The organism is Quadrisphaera sp. INWT6 (genome assembly GCF_015390235.1).
Lineage (GTDB): Bacteria > Actinomycetota > Actinomycetes > Actinomycetales > Quadrisphaeraceae > Quadrisphaera.
Genome location: NZ_VUOH01000002.1, coordinates 890,123 through 912,919, shown reverse-complemented (window position 1 = coordinate 912,919; position 22,797 = coordinate 890,123). Strand labels below are relative to the sequence as shown.

The following is a 22,797-nucleotide window of genomic DNA, read 5'->3' as shown; positions in this document are numbered from 1 at the left end:
TCACCGCGCTGGTGAGGCCGCGGGACCACCCGGCCGGGCGCAGCGCCCCCGTCGTGACTCGTGCCGCCGGGAGGCGCCCGACGTGCAGGAGGTGCCGGAGTTGGGCCTGGTCGTGCAGAAGTACGGCGGCTCCTCCGTCGCCGACGCCGAGGGCGTCAAGCGGGTCGCCGCCCGCATCGCCGAGACCCGCCGCGCCGGCCACGACGTCGTGGTCGTGGTCTCCGCCATGGGCGACACCACGGACGAGCTGCTCGACCTCGCCGAGCAGGTCAGCCCGCTGCCGCCCGCGCGCGAGCTCGACATGCTCCTCACCAGCGGCGAGCGCATCTCCATGGCCCTCGTGGCGATGGCGACGGCCAACCTCGGCATCCAGGCGCGCTCGTTCACCGGCAGCCAGGCCGGCGTCATCACCGACTCCGCCCACGGCCGCGCCCGCATCATCGACGTCACGCCCGGGCGCATCCGCGACGCCCTCGACGCCGGCGACGTCGCCATCGTCGCCGGGTTCCAGGGCGTCTCGGTGGAGACCAAGGACATCACCACCCTCGGCCGCGGCGGCTCCGACACCACCGCGGTGGCGCTCGCGGCGGCCCTGGACGCCGACGTCTGCGAGATCTACACCGACGTCGACGGGGTCTACTCCGCCGACCCGCGCATCGTGCCGACCGCCCGCCGCCTCGAGCGCGTCACCTACGAGGAGATGCTCGAGCTCGCGGCCAGCGGCGCCAAGGTGCTCATGCTGCGGTGCGTCGAGTACGCCCGCCGCTACGGCGTGCCCGTGCACGTGCGCAGCTCGTTCAGCCCCAGGCCCGGGACGCTCGTGGCCGGATCGATGGAGGACCTTCCCGTGGAGCACGCGATCATCACCGGCGTCGCGCACGACCGCAGCGAGGCGAAGATCACCGTGGTGGGCGTGCCCGACAAGCCCGGCACCGCCGCGGAGCTGTTCGAGCACGTGGCCGAGGCCGGCATCAACATCGACATGATCGTGCAGAACGTCTCCGCCGCGGCGACGGGGCTGACCGACGTGTCCTTCACCCTGCCCAAGACCGACGGCCAGGCCGCGATGACGGCGCTGTCCGCCGCGCAGCCCTCGGTCGGGTTCGGCTCGCTGCGCTACGACGACCAGATCGGCAAGCTCTCGCTGATCGGCGCCGGCATGCGCAGCAACCCCGGCGTGTCCGCGCGCTTCTTCAAGGCGCTGGCCGACAACGGCATCAACATCGAGATGATCTCCACCTCGGAGATCCGCGTGTCGGTCGTCACCCGCGCCGACTCCCTGGACGACGCGGTGCGCGCCGTCCACACCGCCTTCGGGCTCGACGCCGCCGCCGGCGAGGGCCCGGCCACCGTCTACGGAGGGACCGGACGATGAGCGAGAGCAACCCCACCGCGAGCGCGCGGGCCGGCCGCCGGCCCGTCCTCGCCGTCGTCGGCGCCACCGGCGCCGTCGGCACCGTGATGCTCGGCATCCTGTCGACCCGCGAGGACGTCTGGGGCGAGATCCGCCTGGTCGCCTCCGCGCGCTCGGCCGGCAAGAAGCTGCGCGTGCGGGGCGAGGAGGTCGAGGTCGTCGCCCTGGCGCCCGAGGTCTTCGACGGCGTCGACGTCGCCATGTTCGACGTGCCCGACGAGGTCAGCGCCGAGTGGGGCCCGGTCGCCGCGGCGCGCGGCGCCGTCGTCGTCGACAACTCCGGCGCCTTCCGGATGGACCCCGACGTCCCGCTCGTGGTGCCCGAGGTCAACGCCGCCGCGGCCCGCACCCGGCCGAAGGGGATCATCGCGAACCCCAACTGCACGACCCTGACGATGATGGACGCGCTCGGCGCGCTCCACCGCCGCTGGGGCCTGACCGAGCTGGTCGTCGCCTCCTACCAGGCCGCCTCCGGCGCCGGGCAGCCCGGCGTCGACAGGCTCCACGACGAGCTCGCCGTGGTCGCCGCCGACCGCACCCTCGGCAGCCGCTCCGGTGACGTGCGCGCCGCCATCGCCGAGGCGCTGGGCGACGAGCCCTCCCCGTTCCCGGCGCCGCTGGCCCTGAACGTGGTGCCGTGGGCCGGCTCGCTCAAGGACGACGGCTGGTCCAGCGAGGAGCTGAAGGTCCGCGCCGAGAGCCGCAAGATCCTCGGGATCCCCGACCTCAAGGTGTCCGCGACCTGCGTGCGGGTGCCCGTGGTGACCACGCACTCCCTGGCGGTGCACGCCACCTTCCAGAAGCCCATCAAGGTCGACGACGCGCGCCAGGCGCTCGTCGAGGCGCCCAGCGTGGTGGTCCTGGACGACCCGGAGAACGGCGACTTCCCGACCCCGGCCGACGTCGTCGGGTCCGACCCGACCTGGGTGGGGCGCATCCGGCAGTCGCTGGACTTCCCGAACACGCTCGACCTGTTCGTGTGCGGCGACAACCTGCGCAAGGGCGCGGCGCTGAACACCGCGCAGATCGCCGAGCTGGTGGCCGCGGAGCTCTCCGGGCGCTGAGCCCCCGCCGCCTGGCTGGTCGTGCAGGAGACCCGCACCCGGAGCTCCCGGGTGCGGGTCTCCTGCACGACCAGCGCTCTCGTCAGGCCGGGGTGCGCGACTCCCGCCGCCCGACCGCCCAGAACGCCACGGCCAGCGCCGTGAAGGCCAGCAGCGGCACCAGCTCCACGAAGAGGTAGGTCCAGCGCTCGGAGAAGGCCCAGCCGTCGGCGCGGAACGTCTCGGTGAACCACCCCGCGCCCAGGCCCGGGAAGAGGATCTGCACGGTGCAGAAGACGATCCAGCCCGTCGAGACGACCGTCAGCAGCCCGATGGCGGGCGCGCGGTAGGGGCGCGGCGCGTCGGGCAGGCGGCGCCGCAGCACCCACGCCGCGGGGAAGATGCCCAGGTAGCTGATCAGCGTGGTCGAGACGGCCAGCGCCAGGACGACGGTGAAGAACTTGCCCGCGTCGCCGGAGGTGACGGTGTTGGCGGCCACGAAGACGAGCGTCGAGATGACCCCCGAGAGCACGTTGACCCGCAGCGGGGTGCCGAAGCGCTCCGAGAACCGGCCCAGGGCCCGGGGCCCCGCGCCGTCGTAGCAGGAGACCGCCAGCGTGCGGTCCGAGCCCATGATCCAGGTGAGCCCCGAGGTGAAGGCCACGACGGCCACGAGCACCCCCATCGCCCAGCCGACGGCCGTGGAGAACGGCGTCAGGGTCACGGTGGTGGTGCCGTCGGCCGCGGCGGTCACGGACCCGCCGAGCACGGTCAGGGTCTGGCGGATCGCGTCGGAGAAGCCCGCCAGCCCGCTGGCCTGCGACTCGGGCAGCACCACGAGGATGCCCAGCACCGGCAGCGCGTACAGCAGCCCGGTGGCGACGACGGACTTGCGGATGCCGGAGGGGACGTCCTTCGCGGCGTCCTGCATCTCCTCGCCCGCCGCGCTGGGCAGCTCGAAGCCCACGAGGCTGAAGAGCACCACCGGGGCCAGCAGCACGAAGCCGGCGAACGTCGGCGAGTAGCTGCCGATCGACGGGCCGTGGAAGCCGTGCTGCACGCCGTAGCCGAGCACCAGCGCGCTGAACAGCCCCAGCAGGGCGAAGCGCGCCAGCGCACCGGTGGTGGCGACCCACTTGCCCACCCGGAAGCTCAGGACGGCGAACAGCACCCCGCCCAGATGAACACCATCGCGAAGGCGTACTGGAAGGGCAGCGAGAACGCCTCGCCGCCGTGGAAGAACGTCATCAGGCCGCCGAGGGCCGTGCCGACCAGCGTGCCGCCCATCCACACCGGGTTGGTCACCCAGTAGAAGAGGTTGTTGACGGCGCCCGCCAGGCGTCCGAAGGCCATGCGCACCCAGACGTAGGGCCCGCCCTCCTCGGGGAAGGTGGCGCCGAGCTCGGCCAGCAGGACCGACGAGGGCACCGCGAAGAGCAGCAGGCACACCACCAGCCAGGTGAAGCCCTGGCCGCCCTCGGAGGAGAGCGTGCCGAGCGCGTCGACGCCGACGAGCGTGCACACGAGGAAGAAGAAGATGTCGGCGCGGCCGAAGTGCTTGCGCAGCTTGCTCTTCTCGGCCGCTGCGGTGCTGCTGACCGCCTCGCCGTCGCCGGCGAGACCGACCGGACCGACCGGCTCCTGGACCCCTGCTGCTGTCACGTCGCACCACCTGCTGGTCACGCGCCTGCGCCCGGCTCTGCGGGCATGCCGGGCGGAAGTGTGGACCTGCGCGTGTGTCGTCCGCATGAACGCCGGCTGGGAGCGCACCCGCCGGGTCGCGGAACGGGAAGAGGGCCCCTGCATCAGCAGGGGCCCTCTGGAGGGTCGGGGTGACAGGATTTGAACCTGCGGCCTCTTCGTCCCGAACGAAGCGCGCTACCAAGCTGCGCCACACCCCGGTGGAGCGCACCTACTCTAGCCGAGCCTGGGGCCGCCGCTCGACGCGGTTCCTCCGGGCAGGGGGTCAGGCGCTCACGAGCTCCAGCAGGGTCGCCTCCGGGGCGCACGCGAAGCGCACGGGGGCGTAGGGGCTCGTGCCCAGGCCGGCCGACACGTGGAGCCAGCTGGAGCGGCGTCCCCGCTCCCAGCGGTGCAGGCCCTTGGCCATTGACCGGGGCAGGTCGCAGTTGGTGGTGAGCGCCCCGAAGCCCGGCACGCACAGCTGCCCGCCGTGGGTGTGCCCCGCGATGATCAGCGGGTGGCCGTCGGCGGTCATCGCGTCGAGCACCCTGCGGTAGGGGGCGTGGGTGATGCCGATCGACAGGTCGGCGGCCGGGTCGGGTGCTCCGGCGAGGTCGAGGTAGCGGTCGCGCTGCAGGTGGGGGTCGTCGACGCCGACCAGGTCCAGGCGGCGCCCGTCGACGTCGAGCCGCCCCCTGGCGTTGGTCAGGTCGACCCACCCGGCGTCGCCGAACGCGCCCACGAGCCGCTCGGTGGGCAGCGGCGTCGGCTTCGCGTGGGCGCGCGAGGGGCGCCACAGGTAGGCGGCCGGGTTCTTCGGCTTGGGCGCGAAGTAGTCGTTGGAGCCGAGCACGAACGCCCCCGGCAGCTCCATCAGCGGCGCCAGCGCCTCCAGCACCTCCGGGACGGCCTCGGGGGAGGTGATGTTGTCGCCCGTGTCGACCACCAGGTCGGGCTCGAGGGCCGCGAGCCCGCGCACCCACTCCTTCTTGGCCCGCTGCCCCGCGATCATGTGGATGTCGGAGACGTGCAGCAGCTTCAGGGGCGCCTGGCCCGCGGGCAGCACCGGCACCTGGAAGCGCCGCAGCCGGAACGACCGCACCTCGTACCCCGCGCCCCAGGCCACGCACCCGGCTCCGACGGCGGCCAGGGCCCCCGTGACCAGCGCTGCGCGACGGATACCTCGGTGCTCCACCTCGCGAACCCTGCCAGACTCGCCGGGTGAGCACGACGAGCACCACCAGCAGCGGGTCCCTCGCGGACCGCCTCCGCGACGACCTGAACACCGCCCTCAAGGCCCAGGACGCCGTCCGCCGCGACACCCTGCGCATGGCCCTGACCGCCGTCAAGACCGCCTCGGTGGCGGGCACCGAGGCGCGGGAGCTCTCTGACGAGGAGGTCCTCGCCGTCCTGCGCACCGAGGTGAAGAAGCGCAAGGAGGCCGCTGAGGCCTTCGCCGGGGCCGGCCGCACCGGGTCCGCCGAGCGCGAGCGCGCCGAGGAGGCCGTGCTGGCCGCCTACCTGCCCGCCCAGGTCGACGACGCCGCGCTGCAGGCCGCCGTCGCCGCAGCGGTGTCGCAGGCGGCTGAGGGCGGCAAGACCGGGATGGGCGCGATGGGCGCCGTCATGGGCGTGCTGCGCCCGCAGCTGGGCTCCACCGTCGACGGCGGGCGCCTGTCCGCCGAGGTGCGCCGCCAGCTCTCCGCCTGACGGCGGGCCCCCACCTCCCGCGACGATCATGCGCCTGAGCGCCACGTCGACGCAGATGACGCCCCTCCAGCGCAGCTGACGCCCCATCACGAGCACCGATGGGGCGTCAGCTGCGCTGAAGGGGCGTGGAGTGCTCCGTTGCACCGTTCACCGGCACCCGCCGTCGCCTGGCCGCGGTCTGAGGTGGCGCGGAGCTGCATGATCGTCGCGGGGTGGGGGGTCTAGAGGGAGAGGACGACGGCGGCGACCGCGGCGTTGGCGAGGTTGGCCATCGCTCCCGCGAGCAGCGCCCGGGGGGCCAGGGCAGCCACCTCGCCGCGGCGCTCCGGCGACAGCGAGCCGATGACACCGATCATGATCGCGATCGAGCCGAGGTTGGCGAAGCCCGCCAGTGCGATCGTCACGACCGCCACGGTCAGCGGGTCGAGCGAGGCGACCTGCGGCCCGAAGTCGGAGTACGCCACGAACTCGTTGAGGAACGTCTTCTGGCCGATCCAGGAGCCGGCCAGGCCCGCCTCGGACCACGGCACGCCCAGCAGCCACGCCAGCGGCGCGAGCAGCCATCCGAGCACCCCCTGCACCGTGACGCCGTCGGCGCCGAACCAGCTCGCGATCCCGCCGACGACGCCGTTCACCAGCGCCAGCAGCGCGATGAAGGCGATCAGCAGCGCCCCGACGACGACGGCGATGCGCCCGCCCGCCATCGCCCCGCGGCCCAGGGCGTCGATCGCGTTGGCGGACTCGGTGTCGCGGACCCTGCGCACGTCGTCGTCGCCGGTGGTCTCCTGCACCGGCTCGGTCTCCGGGAGGATGAGCTTGGCCATGAGCAGCGACGCCGGGGCGTTCATGGCGGTGGCCGCCAGCAGGTAGGGCAGCGGGGCTCCCAGCTGCGCGTAGCCCAGCAGCGTCGACCCGGCCGCCGCGGCGAAGCCGCCGGTCATGACGGCGAACAGCTGCGACCGCGTGAGCCGCTTGAGGTACGGCGCGATCATCAGGGGCGCCTCGCTCTGCCCCAGGAAGATCACCACCGAGGCGAAGAAGCTCTCCAGGCGCGAGACGCGCAGCAGCCACCCGATGGCCCCGCCGAGCGCCCACGCCACGTGCTGCACCACCCGCAGGTAGAACAGCAGCTGGATGATGGCGCCGAGGAAGATGATCACCGGCAGGACGCCGAACGCGAAGACCGAGCCGAGCGAGGGGCCCACCTCGGTGAGGGGGCCGAAGAGGAACGCCGTGCCCTCGTCGGCGTAGCCGATCAGGCTCTCGACGGCTCCAGCGACGGCGTCGAGCGCGGCGCGGCCCGGGCCCCAGCGCAGGACCAGGAGCGCGAAGACCACCTGCAGGGCGAGCGCTGCGCCCACCGTGCGCCACGGGATGCGACGGCGGTGCACCGAGAACAGCACCCCGACGCCGAGGAGGACCGCCAGGCCCAGGAGTCCGCGCACGGGGCACACCCAACAGCCGCGGTGCCGCGGCTGCCAGTCAGGCGGTCAGGCGGTCAGCGGGCGGGCGTCAGCCCTCGCCAGCACCGTCAGGGGCCGGCTCGACCGTGGTGCCCTGGGTGCCGCCACCGCCGTCGCCCTGGCCCTGGGCACCGCCCTGGTCGCCACCGCCCTGGTCGCCGCCGCCCTGGCCCTGCTCGCCGCCACCCTGGCCCTGGCCGCCGTCGCCCTGGGGCTGGTCGCCGCCCTGGTCGCCGCCGCCGGCGGCGGGGGCGCTCGTCTGCCCACCACCACCGCCGCCGCCGCTCGGGCCGCGCGTCGCCTGCGGACGCTGCGGGGCGGGAGCCCGGCCGATGATGTTCTGCGGCGGGTCGGTGAAGTCGACCTGCTCGGCCCCTTCGAGGGCCCGGTTCATGTAGTCCTGCCACATGGGGGCCGCGATGGTGCCGCCGTACATGGTCCCGTAGCGACGGCCGGCGATCGTGGCACCGTTGATCGACATGCTCCGCTCCGGCACCCCGATCCACACCGAGGTGGCCAGCTGCGGGGTGTAGCCGGTGAACCAGGTCGCGACGGAGTTGTTCGTGGTGCCGGTCTTGCCGGCCGCCTCGCGCCCCCGGCGAGGCCCTTGCCCGCGGCGGTGCCCTCGGTGAGCACGCGCTGGAGCGCGTAGTTGACGCCGTCGGCGACGGGCTCGGGGATGGCCTGGTTGCACTGCGCCCCCGGGACGGTGAGCGGCTGGCCCGAGGAGTCGGTGATGGCCTCGATGGCGGTCGGCGCGCAGTAGACCCCCCGGGCCGCGAAGGCCGCGTACGCCGTCGCGATGGTCAGGGGTGCGACCTCGTTGGAGCCCAGCATCATCGAGGGCAGGACGTCGAGGCGGGTGTCCTTCGTGGTCCCCGGAACCGTCGGGTTGGCGCCGACCGCGGCCTTGTGCACGCCGAGGGCCTCGGCCGTGCTGCGGATGTCGCACAGCGGCAGCTGGTTCTCCATGGCGGCGTAGCCGGTGTTGATGGAGTCGAAGGTGGCCTTCAGCACGGGCATGGTCCCGTTGCCCTCGCCGTCTCCGGCGTTGCCCGGGGCGTACTCGTTCTCAGCGGTGTACTTGGCGCCGGGGGCGCAGTCGCCGTACTGCCAGCTGGAGTTCGGGTACGAGCGCTCCACGCCGTTCACGGTGGCGTTCAGGGTGCGCCCGGAAGCCAGCCAGGTGGCCAGCACGAACGGCTTGAAGTTCGAGCCGGGCTGGAAGCCCGACGAGCCGCCCTCGCTCTTGTCGGTGTTGTAGTTGATCGAGGTGTAGCCGAACGGCGCGTCGGGTGCGGTGCTGTAGGTGCGGTTCTGCGCCATCGCCCGGATCTTGCCGGTGCCCGGCTCGACCGAGCTGATGGCGGCGCCGAGGTTGGAGGTGCCCTCGTCGCGGACGACCTTGCCGCCCGAGATGTGGTTGGTCTGCACCGAGGAGTCGACCGGGACCGCGTTGGCGACCTCCTCGAACGCCGCCTGCTGCTTGCCCGGGTCGAGCGTCGTCGTGATGGTCAGGCCGCCGCGGTAGAGCAGCTTGAGCCGGTCCTCCTTGGTGCCGCCGAAGGCGTCGTCGTCGCGGAACTGCTTCACGGCGTAGTCGCAGAAGAAGCCCGCCTGGCCGGCCTGCTCGCAGCCGTTCGGCGTCGGCTGGACGTTCAGCATCTGGTCGATCGGGATGGCGGTGGCGGCGTCGTGGTCGGCCTGGGAGATCACGCCCAGCTGCAGCATGCGGTTGAGCACGACGTCGCGGCGGCCCTGCGCGTCCTGCGGGTTCTTCACCGGGTCGTAGCCCACGGGGTTCTGCACGATGCCGGCCAGCAGCGCCGCCTGGGGCAGGTCGAGGTCCTTGGCGGAGCGGTTGAACCAGTGGCGGCTCGCGGCCTCGACGCCGTACTGCCCGCCGCCGAAGTTGGCGATGTTCAGGTAGTTCTCGAGGATCGTGTCCTTCGAGTACTGCTTCTCCGCCGCGATCGCGAGCTTCATCTCGCGCAGCTTGCGGGTGTAGCCCTCCAGGCCCGAGCGCACGGTCACGTCGTTGAACGCCGCCTGGCGCTCCTCGGCGCTGGCGTTGGTGGGCAGGTCGGAGAGGGCCTCCTCCACCTGGACGTTCTTGATCCACTGCTGCGTCAGCGTGGACGCGCCCTGCACGTCCCCGCCCTGGGCGTTCTGCACCAGCGCGCGGGTCAGGCCGCGCGGGTCGACGCCGCCGTGCTCGTAGAAGCGGTTGTCCTCGATGGCCACGATCGCGGTGCGCATGACCGGGTTGACCTGGTCGAGCGGCACCGAGATGCGGTTCTCGTAGTAGAACGTGGCCATCGGGCTGCCGTCGGCGTAGAGGATCCGCGACTGCTGGCTCAGCGGGGGCTGCTCGAGGGCCGACGGGAGGTCGTTGAAGGCCCCCACGACGTCGTTGCTGGTGCGTCCCGCGGCGATGACGGCGGGCGCCGCGATGCCCGCCACCAGCACGCCCGCACCCACGCTCGCGGCGAGGAAGCCGGCCAGCAGCTTCACCGCGCGCCCCGCGGAGGCGGACCGGCGCGGGGCGGACTCGGGGGAGCGCTGCGGCATGCGTCAAGAGTACGGGCCCAGGACCGCTCACCCGGTCCTCCCAGGAAGCCCCATACCAGACCCGGACGGGTGCCGGCTGAGCCGACGGTGACTAGTCACCGGTGGTCCTCGAAATGGCCCGGGAGAGGGGTGCCTTCGGGCGTGACCAGTTCGTAACTTCATCTGTGTCACTCGCCCGGAGCGAGCGGAACGGCCCGAAAGGTCCGGAACGCCCCTCCGAGGCGGGATCCCCGATCGGCGCTTCCCCGCCGCTCCACCGACCGGAAGGCACCACCATGAGCGAGACCGCGATCCTCGAGCCCGCCGAGTGGACCACCCAGGCCGCCTGCCGCGACACCGACCCGGACGCGCTGTTCGTCCAGGGCGCCGAGCAGAACCGCGCCAAGGTCGTCTGCCAGGCCTGCCCCGTGCGCACCGAGTGCCTCGCGGACTCCCTCGACAACCGCATCGAGTTCGGCGTCTGGGGCGGCATGACCGAGCGCGAGCGCCGCGCCATCCTCAAGCGCCGCCCGAACGTGCAGTCCTGGAGCCGCCTGCTGCAGGCCGCCAAGGCCGAGCACGCCCGCGTCGAGGCCGCCGCCACCGCCCGCACCGCCTGACACCCACCACCGGACCCACCCCGTCGCACCCGCCTGGGGGCAGGAGGCGAGGGGGTCAGCCCGCAGCCAGCGCACCGCCGACGGTGCGCAGGGCACCGAGGTCGGCGACGTCGCCGTCCAGGGCGGGCACCACGGCCGTCGCGGTCGCCGGGCTCCCGGCCACCAGGGCGTCCACCAGCCCCCGCTCCCGCTCGACCCGTTCCACCAGCTCGACGTGCAGGTCCAAGACGCGGGCCGCCGCGAGCTCCGCCTCCCCGGCACCGGGGCCGCTCCTGAGCCGCTCCGCCGCCGCCGCGGCGCGCTCGGCGTCGAGCCCCGGCGCAGCGCCCGCAGCCCGGTTGACCACGACCGCCGCCGGGTGCAGCCCCGAGGAGCGCAGCCGCTCCACCAGGAACGCCGCCTCGGCCAGCGGCTCGGCCTCCGGTGCCGTGGACCACCACGAACGCCGTCCGCGAGTCCTGCAGCGCCGCCGACGTCGCCTCGGCCCGGGCCCGGAAGCCGCCGAACACCTCGTCGAGGCCCGCCACCAGCGACTGCACGTCGCGCAGCAGCCGCCCGCCGAGCACCTTGTCCATCGCCGCCGCAGCACCCCCGGCCAGTGCGCCGACCACGCGGCCGCCCGCCGCGCGCACGCCGCGTGCTGGAGCGGCGCCCGAGGCGCCCGTCCCGCCGGCTGCGAAGCGCGCCGGAGCCATCAGCAGCCGGGCGAAGCGCCCGTCGAGGAAGCCCGCCAGACGGGCCGGCGCGTCGAGGAAGTCGAGCGCCGAGCGGCTGGGAGGGGTGTCGACGACGACGAGGTCCCAGCCCCCGGGGGCGTCGCGGCCCGCGCGGAGCTGGCCGAGCCGCTCCATCGCCATGTACTCCTGCGTGCCGGAGAACGACGTCGCCAGCGAGGTGTAGACGGGGTTCGCCTTCACCGCCGCCGCCCGCTGCGGGGGCAGCGCGGCGTCGACCAGGCCGTCGAGGGTGCGCCGCGCGTCGAGCACGAGGGCGTCGAGGCTGCCCCCGGCGGCGGTGTCGACCCCGGGCACGCGGCGCGGCTCGTCGGGGGCGGGCCCGTCGTCGTCCTGCCCGTCCCCTGCGGCCCCTGCACCCGGTGCGTCCGTGCCGAGGGCCTGCGCCAGCCGCCGGGCCGGGTCGACCGTCAGCACCGCCACGCGGCGCCCGCGCTCGGCGGCCCGCAGGGCGATGGCGGCCGCGGTCGTGGTCTTGCCCACGCCGCCGGAGCCGCAGCACACGAGGACCTCGGTGCCCGGGTCGTCCAGGAGGGCGTCGACGTCCCAGCCGCCCGCGCTCACCGGGTGCTCCCGAGCAGCGGCGAGGCCACGAGGTGGTCGGCGAGGCGGTAGAGGCCGTCCAGGTCGACGCCGCCGGGCAGGTCGGGCAGCGACCGCACCGGCCGCCCCAGCGCCGCGAGCTCCGCGCGCCAGCGCTCCTGCTCGCCCACCTGGGCGGTGCGCGTCCGGTTCTGGGCCACCAGCGCCGCGACCAGGTCGTCCTCCTCGCCCGGGTCCGTGCCGAGGGCCGTGCCGAGGGCCCTCGCCACGTCGTCGTCAGGCACCTGCTGCGGCGCCGACGACCCCGCCAGCTCGCGGTTGGCCACCACGGTCCCCAGCGGCAGCCCGGCCGCGCGCAGCTCGGCGGCGGCCTCGGCGGTCTCGGTCACGGGCAGCTCCTCCAGCAGGCTCACGAGGTGGACGGCGGTCTGCGGCGAGCTCAGCAGGGCGGCCACGGACGCGGCGCGGCCGGCGATCGGCCCGCCGCCCGCCAGCTGCGCCAGCTCGGCCCCGATGCCCAGGAACCGGGTCACCCGGCCCGTCGGCGGGGCGTCGAGCACGACGGCGTCGTACACCGGGGTGCCCGTCGCGGAGCTGCCGCCGCGGCTCGTGGTGGTCCGCAGCACCGCCTCGTAGACCTTGCCGATGAGCAGGACGTCGCGCAGGCCCGGCGCCACCGTGGCGATGACGTCGACGGCGCCCGCGCGGTCGAGCACCGTCGAGGCGCGCCCGCCGCGGCCCCGCCCCCCGAGCACCCCGCCGTGGAAGGTGTCGAGGTAGTCGAGCAGCGCGGCCCGGGGCTCCACCGCGAGGCCCACCACCTGGCCGCCGCCGGCCCCCTCGGCCACCTCGACCTCCTCGTAGGGCAGCTCGGCGGTGCCCAGGAGCCGGGACAGGCCCTGCCGGCCCTCGACCTCGCACAGCAGCACGCGGCGCCCGGCGTCGGCCAGGGCGATCGCCAGCGCGACGGCGAGGGTCGTCTTGCCGGTGCCCCCCTTGCCGCTCACGACGTGCAGGCGGGGGGCCCCGGTGCCCGCGGGGTCGTCGGCCGGGTCGTCGGCGGGGCTGCTGCTGGGCGCACCGGGAGGAGCCACGCGCCGACAGTACGGACGGCGCAGCGCCCCCGCCCGGCGTGGCTAGGCTCGTGGCCGTGACTCAGCTGACCCAGTGGGAGTACCTGACCGCGCCGCTCATCGTGCACAGCACGAAGGCGATCCTCGACAACTTCGGCGAGGAGGGGTGGGAGCTCGTCCAGGTCGTGCCGGGACCGGGCGGCAACGGCCTCGTCGCCTACCTCAAGCGCCCCCGCCAGGGCGCCTGACCGGTGGGTGCGCTCGACCGCCTCGCCGAGCTCGGGCTGCAGCTGCCGCCGGCGCCGCAGCCCGTCGCCTCCTACGTGACCGCCGTGCGCACCGGGGACCTGGTCTTCACCTCGGGCCAGCTGCCGCTGGTCGACGGCGCGCTCCCGGCCACCGGCCTCGTGGGCGAGCGCGAGGGTGACGTCAGCCCCGCCACCGCGCAGGACCTGGCCCGCACCGCGGCGCTCAACGGCCTCGCCGTCGTCGACGCGGCGCTGCGCGGCAGCGGCGGGCTCGACGCCGTCGTCCGCGTGGTCAAGGTCACCGGCTTCGTGGCCAGCGCCCCGGGCTTCACGGGCCAGCCGGGCGTCGTCAACGGCGCGAGCGACCTGCTGGTGGAGGTCCTGGGCGAGGCCGGCCGGCACGCCCGCAGCGCCGTCGGCGTCGCCGAGCTGCCCCTGGGCTCGCCGGTCGAGGTCGAGCTGGTCGTCGAGGTCGCCTGACCGCTCCTCGCGCCGCGCGCGCTCCCCGGGCGGCGGGCCTGCAGGTGGCCCCCCGCCCGGGGTGCGGCAGACTGCCGCCGTGGTCGACCGTGACGTGCTGCGCCGCGCCCCGCTGTTCGTGGGCGTCGACGACGACGCCGTGGAGGTCCTCCTGTCCCTGGCGCGGATCGTCGAGCTGCGCCGCGGGCAGGTCCTCTTCGCGCAGGGCGACGAGCCCGCCGACCTCTTCGTCGTCCAGACCGGCAAGATCAAGCTCGGGCGCACCTCCCCGGACGGGCGCGAGAACCTCCTCGCCGTCCTCGGGCCGGGGGAGATGTTCGGCGAGCTGAGCTGGTTCGACCCGGGCCCGCGCACCTCCAGCGCCGTGGCCGTGGGCCCCGCCACCCTCGCCGCCCTCGACTACGAGGAGCTGTACGCCTGGATGGCGCCGCGGCCGGAGGTGGCCCAGCAGCTGCTGCGGGCCCTGGCCCGCCGCCTGCGCCGCACCACCACCGCCCTCGCCGACCTCGTCTTCACCGACGTGCCCGGCCGCGTGGCCGGCACCCTGCTCGACCTGGCCCTGCGCTTCGGCCGCACCACCGAGTCGGGGCTGCTCGTGCAGCACGACCTCACCCAGGAGGAGCTCGCCCAGCTGGTCGGCGCCTCCCGCGAGACGGTCAACAAGGCCCTCGCCGACTTCGCCGCCCGCGGCTGGGTGAAGCTCGAGGCCCGGTCGGTGAGCCTGCTCGACGTCGAGCGCCTGCGCCGCCGCGCGCGCTGACCCCGCCGACACCTGCCGACACCCGCCGACGCCAGCCGACCTCCCCGGCGCTGTCGGGGCGCGCCCGTACCCTTCGCGGGTGAGGCCGACGCCGGGAGGGGGCGCCCCGCACGAGACGCCCCTGGGGCGCGTGCGGCGCGCCCGACGCATGCACCGCGTGCTCGCGGCGCGCTACCCCGACGCGCACTGCGAGCTCGACTTCACCTCGCCCTTCCAGCTGCTGGTGGCCACCGTGCTCTCCGCGCAGACCACCGACGTGCGGGTCAACTCCGTCACCCCCGCCCTGTTCGGCACCTGGCTCACCCCCGCCGACCTCGCCGGCGCCGACCGCGAGGCGCTGGAGGCGGTGCTGCGCCCCGTCGGCTTCTACCGCGCCAAGGCCGCCTCCGTGCAGGGCCTGGCGGCCCGCCTGGTGGACGCCTACGGCGGTGAGGTGCCGCGCCGCCTCGAGGACCTGGTGACCCTGCCCGGGGTGGGGCGCAAGACCGCCAACGTGGTCCGCGGTGACGCGTTCGGCCTGCCGGGCATCACCGTCGACACCCACGTCGGGCGCCTGTCGCGCCGCTTCGGGTGGACCGAGCAGGAGGACCCGGTCGCCGTCGAGGACGACCTCGCCGCCCTCTTCCCGAAGAGCGACTGGACGCCCCTGAGCCACCGCGTGATCTTCCACGGCCGCCGCACCTGCCACGCCCGGCGCCCGGCGTGCGGCGCCTGCCCCCTGGCCCGCGACTGCCCCTCGTACGGCGTCGGCGAGACCGACCCGGTCAAGGCCCGGGCGCTGGTCAAGGGCCTGGTCCAGGCCGGCCTGGAGTGAGCGCCCCCCTGCCCGCGTGGGTGGAGCGCCTGGCCGGCGAGCTCCCCGCCGCCGGTGGCGCCGTCGCCGAGCTCCTCGCCGGCCGCGCCGGTGCCGCCCGCGCCGAGGGCGTCCCCCTCGGGGCCCGCTCCGGGCGCCGCGCCGCCGTGCTCGTGCTGCTCGGGCCGGGCGACGACGGCGCGGGTGACGTGGTGCTCACCGAGCGGGCCTCCGGCCTGCGCACCCACGCCGGCCAGGTCGCCTTCCCCGGAGGGGGCGTCGACGAGGCCGACGGCGGCGACCCGGTCCGCGCCGCCCTGCGCGAGGCGCAGGAGGAGGCGGGCGTCGACCCGGCCGGCGTGGCCGTGGTCGGCCGCATGCCGGCGCTGGTGGTGCCCCCGACCGGCACCTCGGTGGTGCCGGTGCTCGGCTGGCAGGCCGTGCCCGTCCCCCCGGTGGTCGGCGACCCCGCCGAGGTCGCGCGCGTGCTCCGGGTGCCGCTGGAGGCCCTGGCCGACCCGTCCGCCCGCGCGGTGGTGCGCAGCCCCTCGGGGTGGACCGGGCCCACCTTCGCCGTCGACGGCCTCGTGGTCTGGGGCTTCACCGCGGTGCTCCTCGACGCGCTGCTGCGCGCTGCGGGCCGGGAGCAGCCGTGGGACGCCCGCCGCGAGGTGCCGATGAGCTCGGTGACCGGGGCGGTCGCTGCAGCGGCCCCCGGCGCGAGGGGGCGCTCGTGAGCACGCTGGACGTCGTCCTGCTCCTGCTGCTCATCGTCTACGGGCTCTCCGGGCTGCGGCAGGGGCTGGTGGTGGGGGTCCTGTCGGTGGGCGCCTTCATCGCCGGCGCCGGGCTCGGCATGTGGCTGCTCCCGCTGGTCGTGACCCCGATGGAGCCGGGGCGCACGCGCACGGTCGTCGTCGTGGTGGGCGTGCTGCTCGTCGCGTGGGGCTGCCAGCTGCTGGGCTCCCTGGTCGGGCGGCGGCTGCGCGACGTCATCACCTGGCAGCCCGCCCAGGTGGTCGACTCCGCCCTCGGGGCGGTCGCGGCCGTCGTCGCCGTGGCGCTCGTGTCGTGGTTCGTGGCCGGGGCCGTCCGCGCCGGCCCGATGCCGACCCTGGCGCGGTCGGTCGCGTCCTCCAAGGTCATCGCGACGATCGGCACCCTGGTCCCGCCGCAGGCGGAGACCCTGTTCGCCGGGTTCCGCTCGGTGGTCGAGGCCAACGACTTCCCCCGCGTCTTCAGCGGCACCGGCGAGGAGCCCCTGACGCCGGTGGCGCCGCCGAACGACGCCGTGGTGGGGGGCGCCGTCTCCGTGGCCCAGCGCGGCATCGTGAAGATCACGGGGACGGCGCAGGCGTGCCGGCGCGGCAGCGAGGGCAGCGGCTTCGTCGTCGCCCCGCAGCGGGTGGTCACCAACGCGCACGTCGTCGCCGGCGTCGAGCGGCCCACCGTGCAGGTCGGCGGCGAGGGCGAGCAGCTCGAGGCCACCGTGGTCCTCTTCGACCCCGCGGAGGACCTCGCCGTCCTCGCCGTGCCCGGGCTGCGCGCCGAGCCGCTCGGCACCGGGCGCCAGCTGGCCGGCTCCGCCGACGCCGTCGTCGCGGGCTTCCCCCAGGACGGCCCGTTCACCGCCGTGCCCGCCCGCGTCCGCGAGGTGGTGCGCGCGGAGGGGCAGGACATCTACGGCACCTCGGCGGTGGTGCGCGAGGTCTACTCCCTCGCCGCCGACGTCGAGCCCGGCAACTCCGGGGGCCCGCTGCTCGACCCGGGCGGCAACGTGGTCGGCGTCGTCTTCGCGCGCTCCCTGACCGACGCGGGCACCGGGTACGCCCTCACCCTCGACGAGGCCCGCCCCGTGCTGCAGAAGGCGCAGGAGGCCACCACCCCGGTGTCGACCGGGGCCTGCACGGCGGGCTGAGGGCTCCCGCCCGGGCGCGCCGGGCTCAGAGGCGCAGCTCGCCCAGCCAGTCGACCAGCAGCTCGCTGACCGCCTCGGGGGCCTCCTCCCCGAGGAAGTGCCCGGCGCCGGGCACCTGCGCCCACCGGTAGGCGGAGCCGGCGCGCTCGCCGCTGCGCCGCGCCGCGCGGGCGACGACGGCGCCGTCCTCGGCGCCCTGCGCGTGCAGCACCGGGACCTCCACGGGCCGGGCCAGCGCGCTCGCGAGGGCGCGCCCGTCGGGGCGCACGCGCGAGCGCACCACCCAGCGGTAGCACTCCATGGCGGCGTGCGCGGCGAACGGCACCCGCAGCGCCGCGGCGTGCTCGGCCACGACCGCCGGCGTCGCCCAGCCGGGGGCGCCCCAGTCGCGCAGGACCTGCTCGACCGTCGAGCCGTCGCGCACGGCCCACTCGGGCTCCACGGGCACCTGGGAGCGGGCCAGGTGGCGCACCGCGGAGGGCGTGAGCACCCGCCACGGCTCGCGCAGCGGCAGCAGGGGGTGGGGCTCGCCGAGGCTGGCGACGGCCGCGGTGGTGGCGGGCTGCAGCGCGGGGGAGGCCCACGCCACCCAGCCGCCCCAGCCGCTGCCCGCGAGGACGGCGCTGGAGGCCCCGAGCGCGCGGACCACCCCGGCCGCGTCGGCGGCGAGGGTGGCGGTGTCGTAGCCGCGCGGGGGCTTGTCGGAGGCGCCGCTGCCGCGCAGGTCGAGCGCCGCGGCGCGGTAGCCGGCGGCGGGGAGCGCCACCAGCTGGTGCTTCCAGGCGCGCCAGGTCTGCGGGAACCCGTGGAGCAGCAGCACCAGCGGCGCGGAGCCGTCGGCAGGACCGGCCTCCGCGACGTGGAAGCGGCAGCCGTTGGCGGTGACGTAGCGGTGGCGCCAGGGCCCGTCGTCCAGGAGGTCGGCCGCGTCGACCGGGGGGCCCGCCCGCAGGCCGCGCGGCGGCTGCCTCACCACCGCGCCGTCACCCGGGCACCCCGGGGGGTGCGGTCAGTGGTGGCCCTTCAGCGCCTCGATCGACTGCTTGGACGTCGAGATGGTGCGCTCGGGCTTGCCGACCTTGCTGATCCGGCCCTTGCCGACGAGCGCCAGCGCCCCGGCGATGACGAGCAGCACGACGGCCACGATGAGGAAGCCCGCCCAGGTGGGCAGCCAGAGCGAGAGCAGCCAGGCGATCGCCAGCAGCACGAAGAGGCCGCCGATGCCGCCGAAGACGGCGGCGCCGACGAAGAGGCCGGCGCCGATGGCGCCCTGCTTCACCTCGGCGGTGATCTCCGACTTGGCGAGCGCGATCTCGGCGCGCACGAGCGCCGACAGGTCGCGACTGGCGTCGGCGACGAGCTGGCCGATGGTGCGCTCGCTGCCCGTGGTGCCCGTGGTGTGGCTCACCGGTGTTCCTCCTGGTCGTCGGGTCCGCGGCGGGACCTGTCCGGCCGCGCACTCTGCTCGGCGAGCGTAGGGGGGCCTCGGCCCTCACGCGCGGTGGAGGCCCCCACCCGGTGGACGGGGACCCTGCGGCCCCCGCCCCCCGGGCGGTGGCCGGTCAGTCCTCCGAGCCCCGGCCGCCCTGGAGCCCGGCCTGGATGGTGGCCATGACGCTGGAGTCGGCCAGGGTCGTCACGTCACCGACCTGGCGGTCCTCGGCGACGTCGCGCAGCAGGCGGCGCATGATCTTGCCCGAGCGGGTCTTGGGCAGCTCCGAGACCACCATCACCTGCCGGGGCTTGGCGATCGGGCTGATCTCGCGGGCCACGTGGTCGCGCAGCGCCCTGGCGATGTCGCCGCCGCCGCCGTCGTGCGCGGCGCTCTCGCGCAGGATCACGAACGCCACGATGCCCTGGCCCGTGGTGGGGTCGGAGGCCCCGACGACGGCGGCCTCGGCCACCGCCGGGTGGCTGACCAGCGCCGACTCGACCTCGGTGGTGGAGATCCGGTGGCCGGAGACGTTCATGACGTCGTCGACCCGGCCCAGCAGCCAGACGTCGCCGTCGGCGTCGCGCCGGGCGCCGTCCCCGGCGAAGTACCAGCCCTCCTTGGCGAAGCGCGACCAGTACGTGTCGCGGAAGCGCTCCTCGTCGCCCCAGATGCCGCGCAGCATGCCCGGCCACGGCTCGGTGAGCACCAGGTACCCGGCGCCCTCGTGGCCGGCGGGGAGCACGCGGCCCTCGTCGTCGACCACCTCGACGCCGATGCCCGGCAGGGGCACCTGCGCCGAGCCCGGCTTGAGGCTGGTCACGCCCGGCAGCGCGCTGATCATGATGCCGCCGGTCTCGGTCTGCCACCACGTGTCGACCACGGGCGTGCGGTCCGATCCGATGACCCGCCGGTACCAGGTCCACGCCTCGGGGTTGATGGGCTCGCCGACGCTGCCGAGCACCTCCAGGGTGCTCAGGTCGTGCCCGGAGACGAGCTCCTCGCCCCACTTCATGAAGGTCCGGATGGTGGTGGGCGCCGTGTACAGCTTGGTGACGCCGTGCTGCTCGACGATCTGCCACCAGCGGTCCTGGGTGGGCGTGTTCGGGGTCCCCTCGTACATGACCGAGGTCGTCCCGTTGAGCAGCGGCCCGTAGACGATGTACGTGTGGCCGGTGACCCAGCCGATGTCCGCGCCGCACCAGTAGACGTCGCTCTCGGGGTGCAGGTCGAAGACGGCGCGGTGGGTGTAGGCGGCCTGGGTGAGGTAGCCGCCGGTGGTGTGCAGGATGCCCTTGGGCTTGCCCGTGGAGCCCGAGGTGTAGAGCACGAACAGCGGGTGCTCGGCCTCGACGCCGACCGGCTCGTGGGTCGGGGCGGCGGCCTCGAGGGCCTCGTGCCACCAGTGGTCGCGGCCCTCGGTCCAGGCGACCTCGCCCTTCGTGCGCTGCACGACGAGGACGGCCCTCACGGTGCTCTCGACGCCGTCCCTCGGCTCCAGCGCCGCGTCGACGGCCGGCTTCAGCGGCGCGGGCTCCCCGCGGCGGTACCCGCCGTCGGAGGTGATCACGGCCACGGCCCGGGCGTCGTCGACGCGGTCGCGCAGGGCCTGGGCGCTGAAGCCGGAGAAGACGACGCTGTGCGGGGCGCCGATGCGGGCGCAGGCGAGCATCGCCACGACGGCCTCGGGGACCATCGGCAGGTAGATGGCGACGCGGTCGCCCGTGCGCACCCCGAGGTCGGTCAGGGCGTTGGCGGCGCGCTGCACCTGGGCGTGCAGGTCGGCGTAGGTGGTGGTGACGGTGTCGCCCGGCTCGCCGACCCAGTGGAAGGCGACCCGGTCGCCGTTCCCCGCGGCCACGTGGCGGTCGACGCAGTTGGCCGCCGCGTTGAGCCTCCCGTCGGCGAACCAGCGCGCGAACGGCGCGTCGGACCAGTCGAGCACCTGGGTGGGCTCGACGTCCCAGGTCAGCAGCTCGCGGGCCTGCCGGCCCCAGAACGCGAGGCGGTCCGAGGCCGCCTCCTCGTAGAGCGCCGCGGTGGCCACCGCGCCGGCCGCGAGGTCCGCGGGCGGCGGGTAGGTGACCTGCTCGTGGGGGTGCTCGCTGGTCGGCTCGGTCATCGCGTCCTCCGGGTCGTGCACGCGCGGTGCTCTGCAGGCGGCAGGGTCGGCCGGGACGACGGCCGCGTCGTCCGCGACCGACCCTGGCACAGGGGGCGTCAGTGGTCGACGGCACCCTCGGCGCCCGCGCCGGTCAGCGCGCGCACCTCCATCTCGTCGGCCTTCGCCTCGTGGTCGGGCTCCGGCCGGCTCGTCATCGTCCCGACCCACCCGAGCAGGAAGGCCAGGGGGATCGACACGATGCCGGGGTTCTCCAGCGGGAAGAGCGCGAAGTCGACGCCGGTGTCCTTGACCAGCGACAGGCTCGCTCCGGTCACCGGGTCGACCTTGCCCGACACCACCGGTGAGAAGGCGATGAGCAGCAGGCAGCTGCCCAGTCCGCCGTAGATCGACCACAGCGCCCCGCGGGTGGTGAACCGCCGCCAGAACAGCGAGTACACGAGCGTCGGCAGGTTGGCGCTCGCGGCCACGGCGAACGCCAGGGCCACGAGGAACGCCACGTTCTGCCCGACGGCGAACATGCCGCCGAGGATCGCCACGGCACCGATGACGACGACCGTGCGGCGGGCGATCCTCACCTCCGCGCCCGGGTCGGGCTTCCCGTCCTTGACCACGCTGGCGTACACGTCGTGCGCGAACGAGGCGGCCGCCGTGATGGCCAGGCCGGCGACGACGGCGAGGATCGTCGCGAAGGCCACCGCCGCGATGAAGCCCAGCAGCAGCGTGCCGCCCAGCTCGTAGGCGAGCAGGGGCGCCGCGCTGTTGACCCCGCCCGGGGCGGCGCGGATGGCCTCCGGCCCCACCAGCGCCCCGGCGCCGTAGCCCAGCACCAGCGTGAACAGGTAGAAGAGGCCGATCAGCCAGATCGCCCAGACCACGCTGCGGCGCGCCTGCTTGGCGTCGGGCACCGTGTAGAAGCGCATGAGCACGTGCGGCAGCCCCGCGGTGCCCAGCACCAGCGCCAGGGCCAGCGACAGGAAGTTGAGCTTGGTCAGCGCCGTCGCGCCGTACTGGTTCATCGGCTCGATGAGGCCCTCCGGGTCCTCCACCCCCTGCGCGGCGGCCGTGTCGATCGCCGCCTGCATCAGGCTCGAGACGTTGAAGCCGTACGTGGCCAGCACCCACACCGTCATGGCGGCGGCGCCGGCGATGAGCAGCACGGCCTTGACGATCTGCACCCAGGTGGTGCCCTTCATGCCACCGACCAGCACGTACACGATCATGAGGACGCCGACGACGGCGACGACGACGTACTGCCCGGCGGGCGCGGTGATGCCCAGCAGCAGCGCCACCAGGCCGCCCGCGCCGGCCATCTGCGCCAGCAGGTAGAAGAAGCAGACGGCCAGGGTCGCCAGGGCCGCGGCCATGCGCACGGGCCGCTGGCGCAGCCGGAAGCTGAGGACGTCGGCCATCGTGAACTTGCCGGTGTTGCGCAGCAGCTCGGCCACGAGCAGCAGCGCCACGAGCCAGGCCACCAGGAAGCCGATCGAGTAGAGGAAGCCGTCGTAGCCGTAGATGGCGATGGCGCCCGCGATGCCCAGGAAGCTGGCCGCCGAGAGGTAGTCGCCGGCGATGGCGGTGCCGTTCTGCGGGCCCGAGAACGAGCGGCCGGCGGCGTAGTAGTCGGCGGCGGTCTTGTTGTTCCGGGACGCCCTCAGGACGATGACCATGGTCACCGCCACGAAGGCGCCGAAGATGCCGATGTTGACCAGGGGGTTGCCGAGGTTCACCGCGCACCGCCGGTGATCTGCGCGCGCAGGGCCTCGGCCCGGGCGTCGAAGCGGCGGTCGGCCCAGCGCCGGTAGGCCATGGTGATGGCGAACGTGGTCACGAACTGCCCGAGGCCCAGCAGCAGCCCGACGGTGATCGTACTGCCGCCGAGGCGGGTGCCCATGAGCTCCGGCGCGTAGGCGGCCAGGAGCACGTAGAGGGCGTACCAGGCGAGGAACCCGGCGGTGGTCGGGAAGACGACGCGGCGGAAGGAGCGGCGCAGCGCCGCGAACTCCGCGCTGTCGCGCACCTCGTCGAACCCCGGCGGGCGCTGGGCCCCCTCGGGCGGGCGGTGGTCGGCGGTCATGGAACCTCCTGGAGCCGGTCGGCGCCTCGTCGCACCGACCGGCCCACAGTGCAGCCCGCTGCGGCGCGTCCGTCAAGAGGAGGTCAAGACGGGGTCCTGAGGTGGTCGTGTTCGCTCGCCGGGGGGCGTGGGCA

Annotated in this window: 23 protein-coding genes, 1 tRNA gene and 1 pseudogene; 10 read left to right on the top strand and 15 right to left on the bottom strand. The window is 74.9% G+C overall.

What is annotated here, in order from left to right; all coding sequences use genetic code 11:
* Positions 1 to 100: 100 nt before the first annotated feature.
* Together F1641_RS09175 and F1641_RS09170 are read left to right on the top strand one after the other, a co-directional pair.
* Positions 101 to 1,375 (top strand): aspartate kinase, encoded by a 1,275-nt coding sequence (locus tag F1641_RS09175; protein ID WP_194905097.1) that lies wholly within the window; start codon positions 101 to 103, stop codon positions 1,373 to 1,375.
* Positions 1,372 to 2,478 (top strand): aspartate-semialdehyde dehydrogenase, encoded by a 1,107-nt coding sequence (locus F1641_RS09170; protein WP_194904587.1) that lies wholly within the window; start codon positions 1,372 to 1,374, stop codon positions 2,476 to 2,478. Before F1641_RS09175 ends, F1641_RS09170 begins: the two co-directional genes overlap by 4 nt.
* An 82-nt stretch (positions 2,479 to 2,560) precedes the next feature.
* Here F1641_RS09170 and F1641_RS19805 read toward each other — a convergent pair whose 3' ends face one another.
* From F1641_RS19805 to F1641_RS09155, 4 genes are all read right to left on the bottom strand, one after another.
* Positions 2,561 to 3,628, bottom strand: a complete 1,068-nt coding sequence (locus tag F1641_RS19805) for an APC family permease (RefSeq protein ID WP_206690799.1) — start codon at positions 3,626 to 3,628, stop codon at positions 2,561 to 2,563.
* A complete protein-coding gene (locus F1641_RS19800; protein WP_206690798.1) occupies positions 3,610 to 4,119 on the bottom strand; it encodes an amino acid permease in 510 nt (169 codons plus the stop codon). The genes F1641_RS19805 and F1641_RS19800 overlap by 19 nt, the downstream gene beginning before the upstream one ends.
* A gap of 165 nt (positions 4,120 to 4,284) precedes the next feature.
* Positions 4,285 to 4,358, bottom strand: a tRNA-Pro gene (locus F1641_RS09160).
* Between the two features lie 65 nt (positions 4,359 to 4,423).
* Positions 4,424 to 5,335: a metallophosphoesterase gene (locus tag F1641_RS09155; protein ID WP_309225508.1), complete on the bottom strand. Its 912-nt coding sequence runs from the start codon at positions 5,333 to 5,335 to the stop codon at positions 4,424 to 4,426.
* A 26-nt stretch (positions 5,336 to 5,361) separates the two neighbouring features.
* On the opposite strand from F1641_RS09155, the gene F1641_RS09150 reads away from it, so the two are divergent.
* Positions 5,362 to 5,850 carry a GatB/YqeY domain-containing protein gene (locus F1641_RS09150; protein WP_194904584.1) on the top strand — a complete coding sequence of 163 codons (489 nt, stop codon included), beginning with the start codon at positions 5,362 to 5,364 and terminating at the stop codon, positions 5,848 to 5,850.
* 221 nt (positions 5,851 to 6,071) lie between these two features.
* Here F1641_RS09150 and F1641_RS09145 read toward each other — a convergent pair whose 3' ends face one another.
* From F1641_RS09145 to F1641_RS09135, 3 genes are all read right to left on the bottom strand, one after another.
* On the bottom strand, positions 6,072 to 7,295 hold the full coding sequence (locus F1641_RS09145; protein ID WP_206690797.1) for a nucleoside transporter C-terminal domain-containing protein: 1,224 nt from the start codon (positions 7,293 to 7,295) through the stop codon (positions 6,072 to 6,074).
* Between the two features lie 67 nt (positions 7,296 to 7,362).
* Positions 7,363 to 7,722: a hypothetical protein gene (locus F1641_RS09140; RefSeq protein WP_194904581.1), complete on the bottom strand. Its 360-nt coding sequence runs from the start codon at positions 7,720 to 7,722 to the stop codon at positions 7,363 to 7,365.
* On the bottom strand, positions 7,704 to 9,884 hold the full coding sequence (locus F1641_RS09135; RefSeq protein ID WP_194904578.1) for a transglycosylase domain-containing protein: 2,181 nt from the start codon (positions 9,882 to 9,884) through the stop codon (positions 7,704 to 7,706). Before F1641_RS09135 ends, F1641_RS09140 begins: the two co-directional genes overlap by 19 nt.
* A 275-nt stretch (positions 9,885 to 10,159) precedes the next feature.
* Between F1641_RS09135 and F1641_RS09130 the strand changes: the two genes are divergently transcribed.
* Positions 10,160 to 10,483: a WhiB family transcriptional regulator gene (locus tag F1641_RS09130; RefSeq protein WP_194904576.1), complete on the top strand. Its 324-nt coding sequence runs from the start codon at positions 10,160 to 10,162 to the stop codon at positions 10,481 to 10,483.
* 55 nt (positions 10,484 to 10,538) lie between these two features.
* Here the strand turns inward: F1641_RS09130 and F1641_RS19795 are convergent, their stop codons facing one another.
* From F1641_RS19795 to F1641_RS09120, 3 genes and pseudogenes are all read right to left on the bottom strand, one after another.
* Positions 10,539 to 10,871, bottom strand: coding sequence for a hypothetical protein (locus F1641_RS19795; protein ID WP_206690796.1), 333 nt, complete (start codon positions 10,869 to 10,871; stop codon positions 10,539 to 10,541).
* Between the two features lie 391 nt (positions 10,872 to 11,262).
* Positions 11,263 to 11,700, bottom strand: a pseudogene (locus tag F1641_RS23790) (ArsA-related P-loop ATPase); the annotation flags it as partial.
* Between the two features lie 77 nt (positions 11,701 to 11,777).
* The gene (locus tag F1641_RS09120; RefSeq protein WP_194904574.1) at positions 11,778 to 12,854 is read right to left on the bottom strand and encodes an ArsA-related P-loop ATPase; all 1,077 of its coding nucleotides are present in this window, start codon (positions 12,852 to 12,854) and stop codon (positions 11,778 to 11,780) included.
* A gap of 65 nt (positions 12,855 to 12,919) precedes the next feature.
* Here F1641_RS09120 and F1641_RS09115 point away from each other — a divergent pair, with 65 nt between their 5' ends.
* The 6 genes from F1641_RS09115 (at position 12,920) to F1641_RS09090 (ending at position 17,032) form a co-directional block, all read left to right on the top strand.
* Complete coding sequence (locus tag F1641_RS09115) at positions 12,920 to 13,081, top strand: DUF4177 domain-containing protein (RefSeq protein ID WP_219729533.1); 162 nt, start codon at positions 12,920 to 12,922, stop codon at positions 13,079 to 13,081.
* 3 nt (positions 13,082 to 13,084) lie between these two features.
* Positions 13,085 to 13,561, top strand: a complete 477-nt coding sequence (locus F1641_RS09110; RefSeq protein WP_194904572.1) for a RidA family protein — start codon at positions 13,085 to 13,087, stop codon at positions 13,559 to 13,561.
* A gap of 79 nt (positions 13,562 to 13,640) precedes the next feature.
* Positions 13,641 to 14,321: a Crp/Fnr family transcriptional regulator gene (locus F1641_RS09105; protein ID WP_194904570.1), complete on the top strand. Its 681-nt coding sequence runs from the start codon at positions 13,641 to 13,643 to the stop codon at positions 14,319 to 14,321.
* Positions 14,322 to 14,469: 148 nt separating this feature from the next.
* A complete protein-coding gene (nth, locus tag F1641_RS09100) occupies positions 14,470 to 15,135 on the top strand; it encodes an endonuclease III (RefSeq protein ID WP_194905091.1) in 666 nt (221 codons plus the stop codon).
* Positions 15,132 to 15,851, top strand: coding sequence for a CoA pyrophosphatase (locus F1641_RS09095; protein WP_206690795.1), 720 nt, complete (start codon positions 15,132 to 15,134; stop codon positions 15,849 to 15,851). Before nth ends, F1641_RS09095 begins: the two co-directional genes overlap by 4 nt.
* Positions 15,848 to 17,032, top strand: a complete 1,185-nt coding sequence (locus F1641_RS09090; protein ID WP_194904568.1) for a MarP family serine protease — start codon at positions 15,848 to 15,850, stop codon at positions 17,030 to 17,032. The genes F1641_RS09095 and F1641_RS09090 overlap by 4 nt, the downstream gene beginning before the upstream one ends.
* 25 nt (positions 17,033 to 17,057) lie before the next feature.
* Here the strand turns inward: F1641_RS09090 and F1641_RS09085 are convergent, their stop codons facing one another.
* The 5 genes from F1641_RS09085 to F1641_RS09065 all read right to left on the bottom strand — a co-directional run bounded on the left by F1641_RS09085 (position 17,058) and on the right by F1641_RS09065 (position 22,663).
* Complete coding sequence (locus F1641_RS09085; protein WP_309225506.1) at positions 17,058 to 18,005, bottom strand: alpha/beta hydrolase; 948 nt, start codon at positions 18,003 to 18,005, stop codon at positions 17,058 to 17,060.
* Positions 18,006 to 18,041: 36 nt separating this feature from the next.
* Complete coding sequence (locus F1641_RS09080; protein WP_194904566.1) at positions 18,042 to 18,440, bottom strand: phage holin family protein; 399 nt, start codon at positions 18,438 to 18,440, stop codon at positions 18,042 to 18,044.
* Positions 18,441 to 18,594: 154 nt separating this feature from the next.
* Complete coding sequence (gene acs, locus F1641_RS09075) at positions 18,595 to 20,586, bottom strand: acetate--CoA ligase (RefSeq protein ID WP_194905087.1); 1,992 nt, start codon at positions 20,584 to 20,586, stop codon at positions 18,595 to 18,597.
* 98 nt (positions 20,587 to 20,684) lie between these two features.
* The gene (locus tag F1641_RS09070; RefSeq protein ID WP_206690955.1) at positions 20,685 to 22,256 is read right to left on the bottom strand and encodes a cation acetate symporter; all 1,572 of its coding nucleotides are present in this window, start codon (positions 22,254 to 22,256) and stop codon (positions 20,685 to 20,687) included.
* A 56-nt stretch (positions 22,257 to 22,312) separates the two neighbouring features.
* Positions 22,313 to 22,663, bottom strand: coding sequence for a DUF485 domain-containing protein (locus F1641_RS09065; RefSeq protein ID WP_194905085.1), 351 nt, complete (start codon positions 22,661 to 22,663; stop codon positions 22,313 to 22,315).
* Positions 22,664 to 22,797: the final 134 nt, after the last annotated feature.

Excerpts from the sequence above, each read along its gene's own strand:
- F1641_RS09170 (WP_194904587.1), top strand. The coding sequence starts at position 1,372 with ATGAGCGAGAGCAACCCCACCGCGAGCGCGCGGGCCGGCCGCCGGCCC.
- F1641_RS09140 (WP_194904581.1), bottom strand. The coding sequence starts at position 7,722 with ATGTGGCAGGACTACATGAACCGGGCCCTCGAAGGGGCCGAGCAGGTC.
- F1641_RS09135 (WP_194904578.1), bottom strand. The coding sequence starts at position 9,884 with ATGCCGCAGCGCTCCCCCGAGTCCGCCCCGCGCCGGTCCGCCTCCGCG.
- F1641_RS09130 (WP_194904576.1), top strand. The coding sequence starts at position 10,160 with ATGAGCGAGACCGCGATCCTCGAGCCCGCCGAGTGGACCACCCAGGCC.
- nth (WP_194905091.1), top strand. The coding sequence starts at position 14,470 with ATGCACCGCGTGCTCGCGGCGCGCTACCCCGACGCGCACTGCGAGCTC.
- acs (WP_194905087.1), bottom strand. The coding sequence starts at position 20,586 with ATGACCGAGCCGACCAGCGAGCACCCCCACGAGCAGGTCACCTACCCG.
- F1641_RS09070 (WP_206690955.1), bottom strand. The coding sequence starts at position 22,256 with ATGGTCATCGTCCTGAGGGCGTCCCGGAACAACAAGACCGCCGCCGAC.
- F1641_RS09065 (WP_194905085.1), bottom strand. The coding sequence starts at position 22,663 with ATGACCGCCGACCACCGCCCGCCCGAGGGGGCCCAGCGCCCGCCGGGG.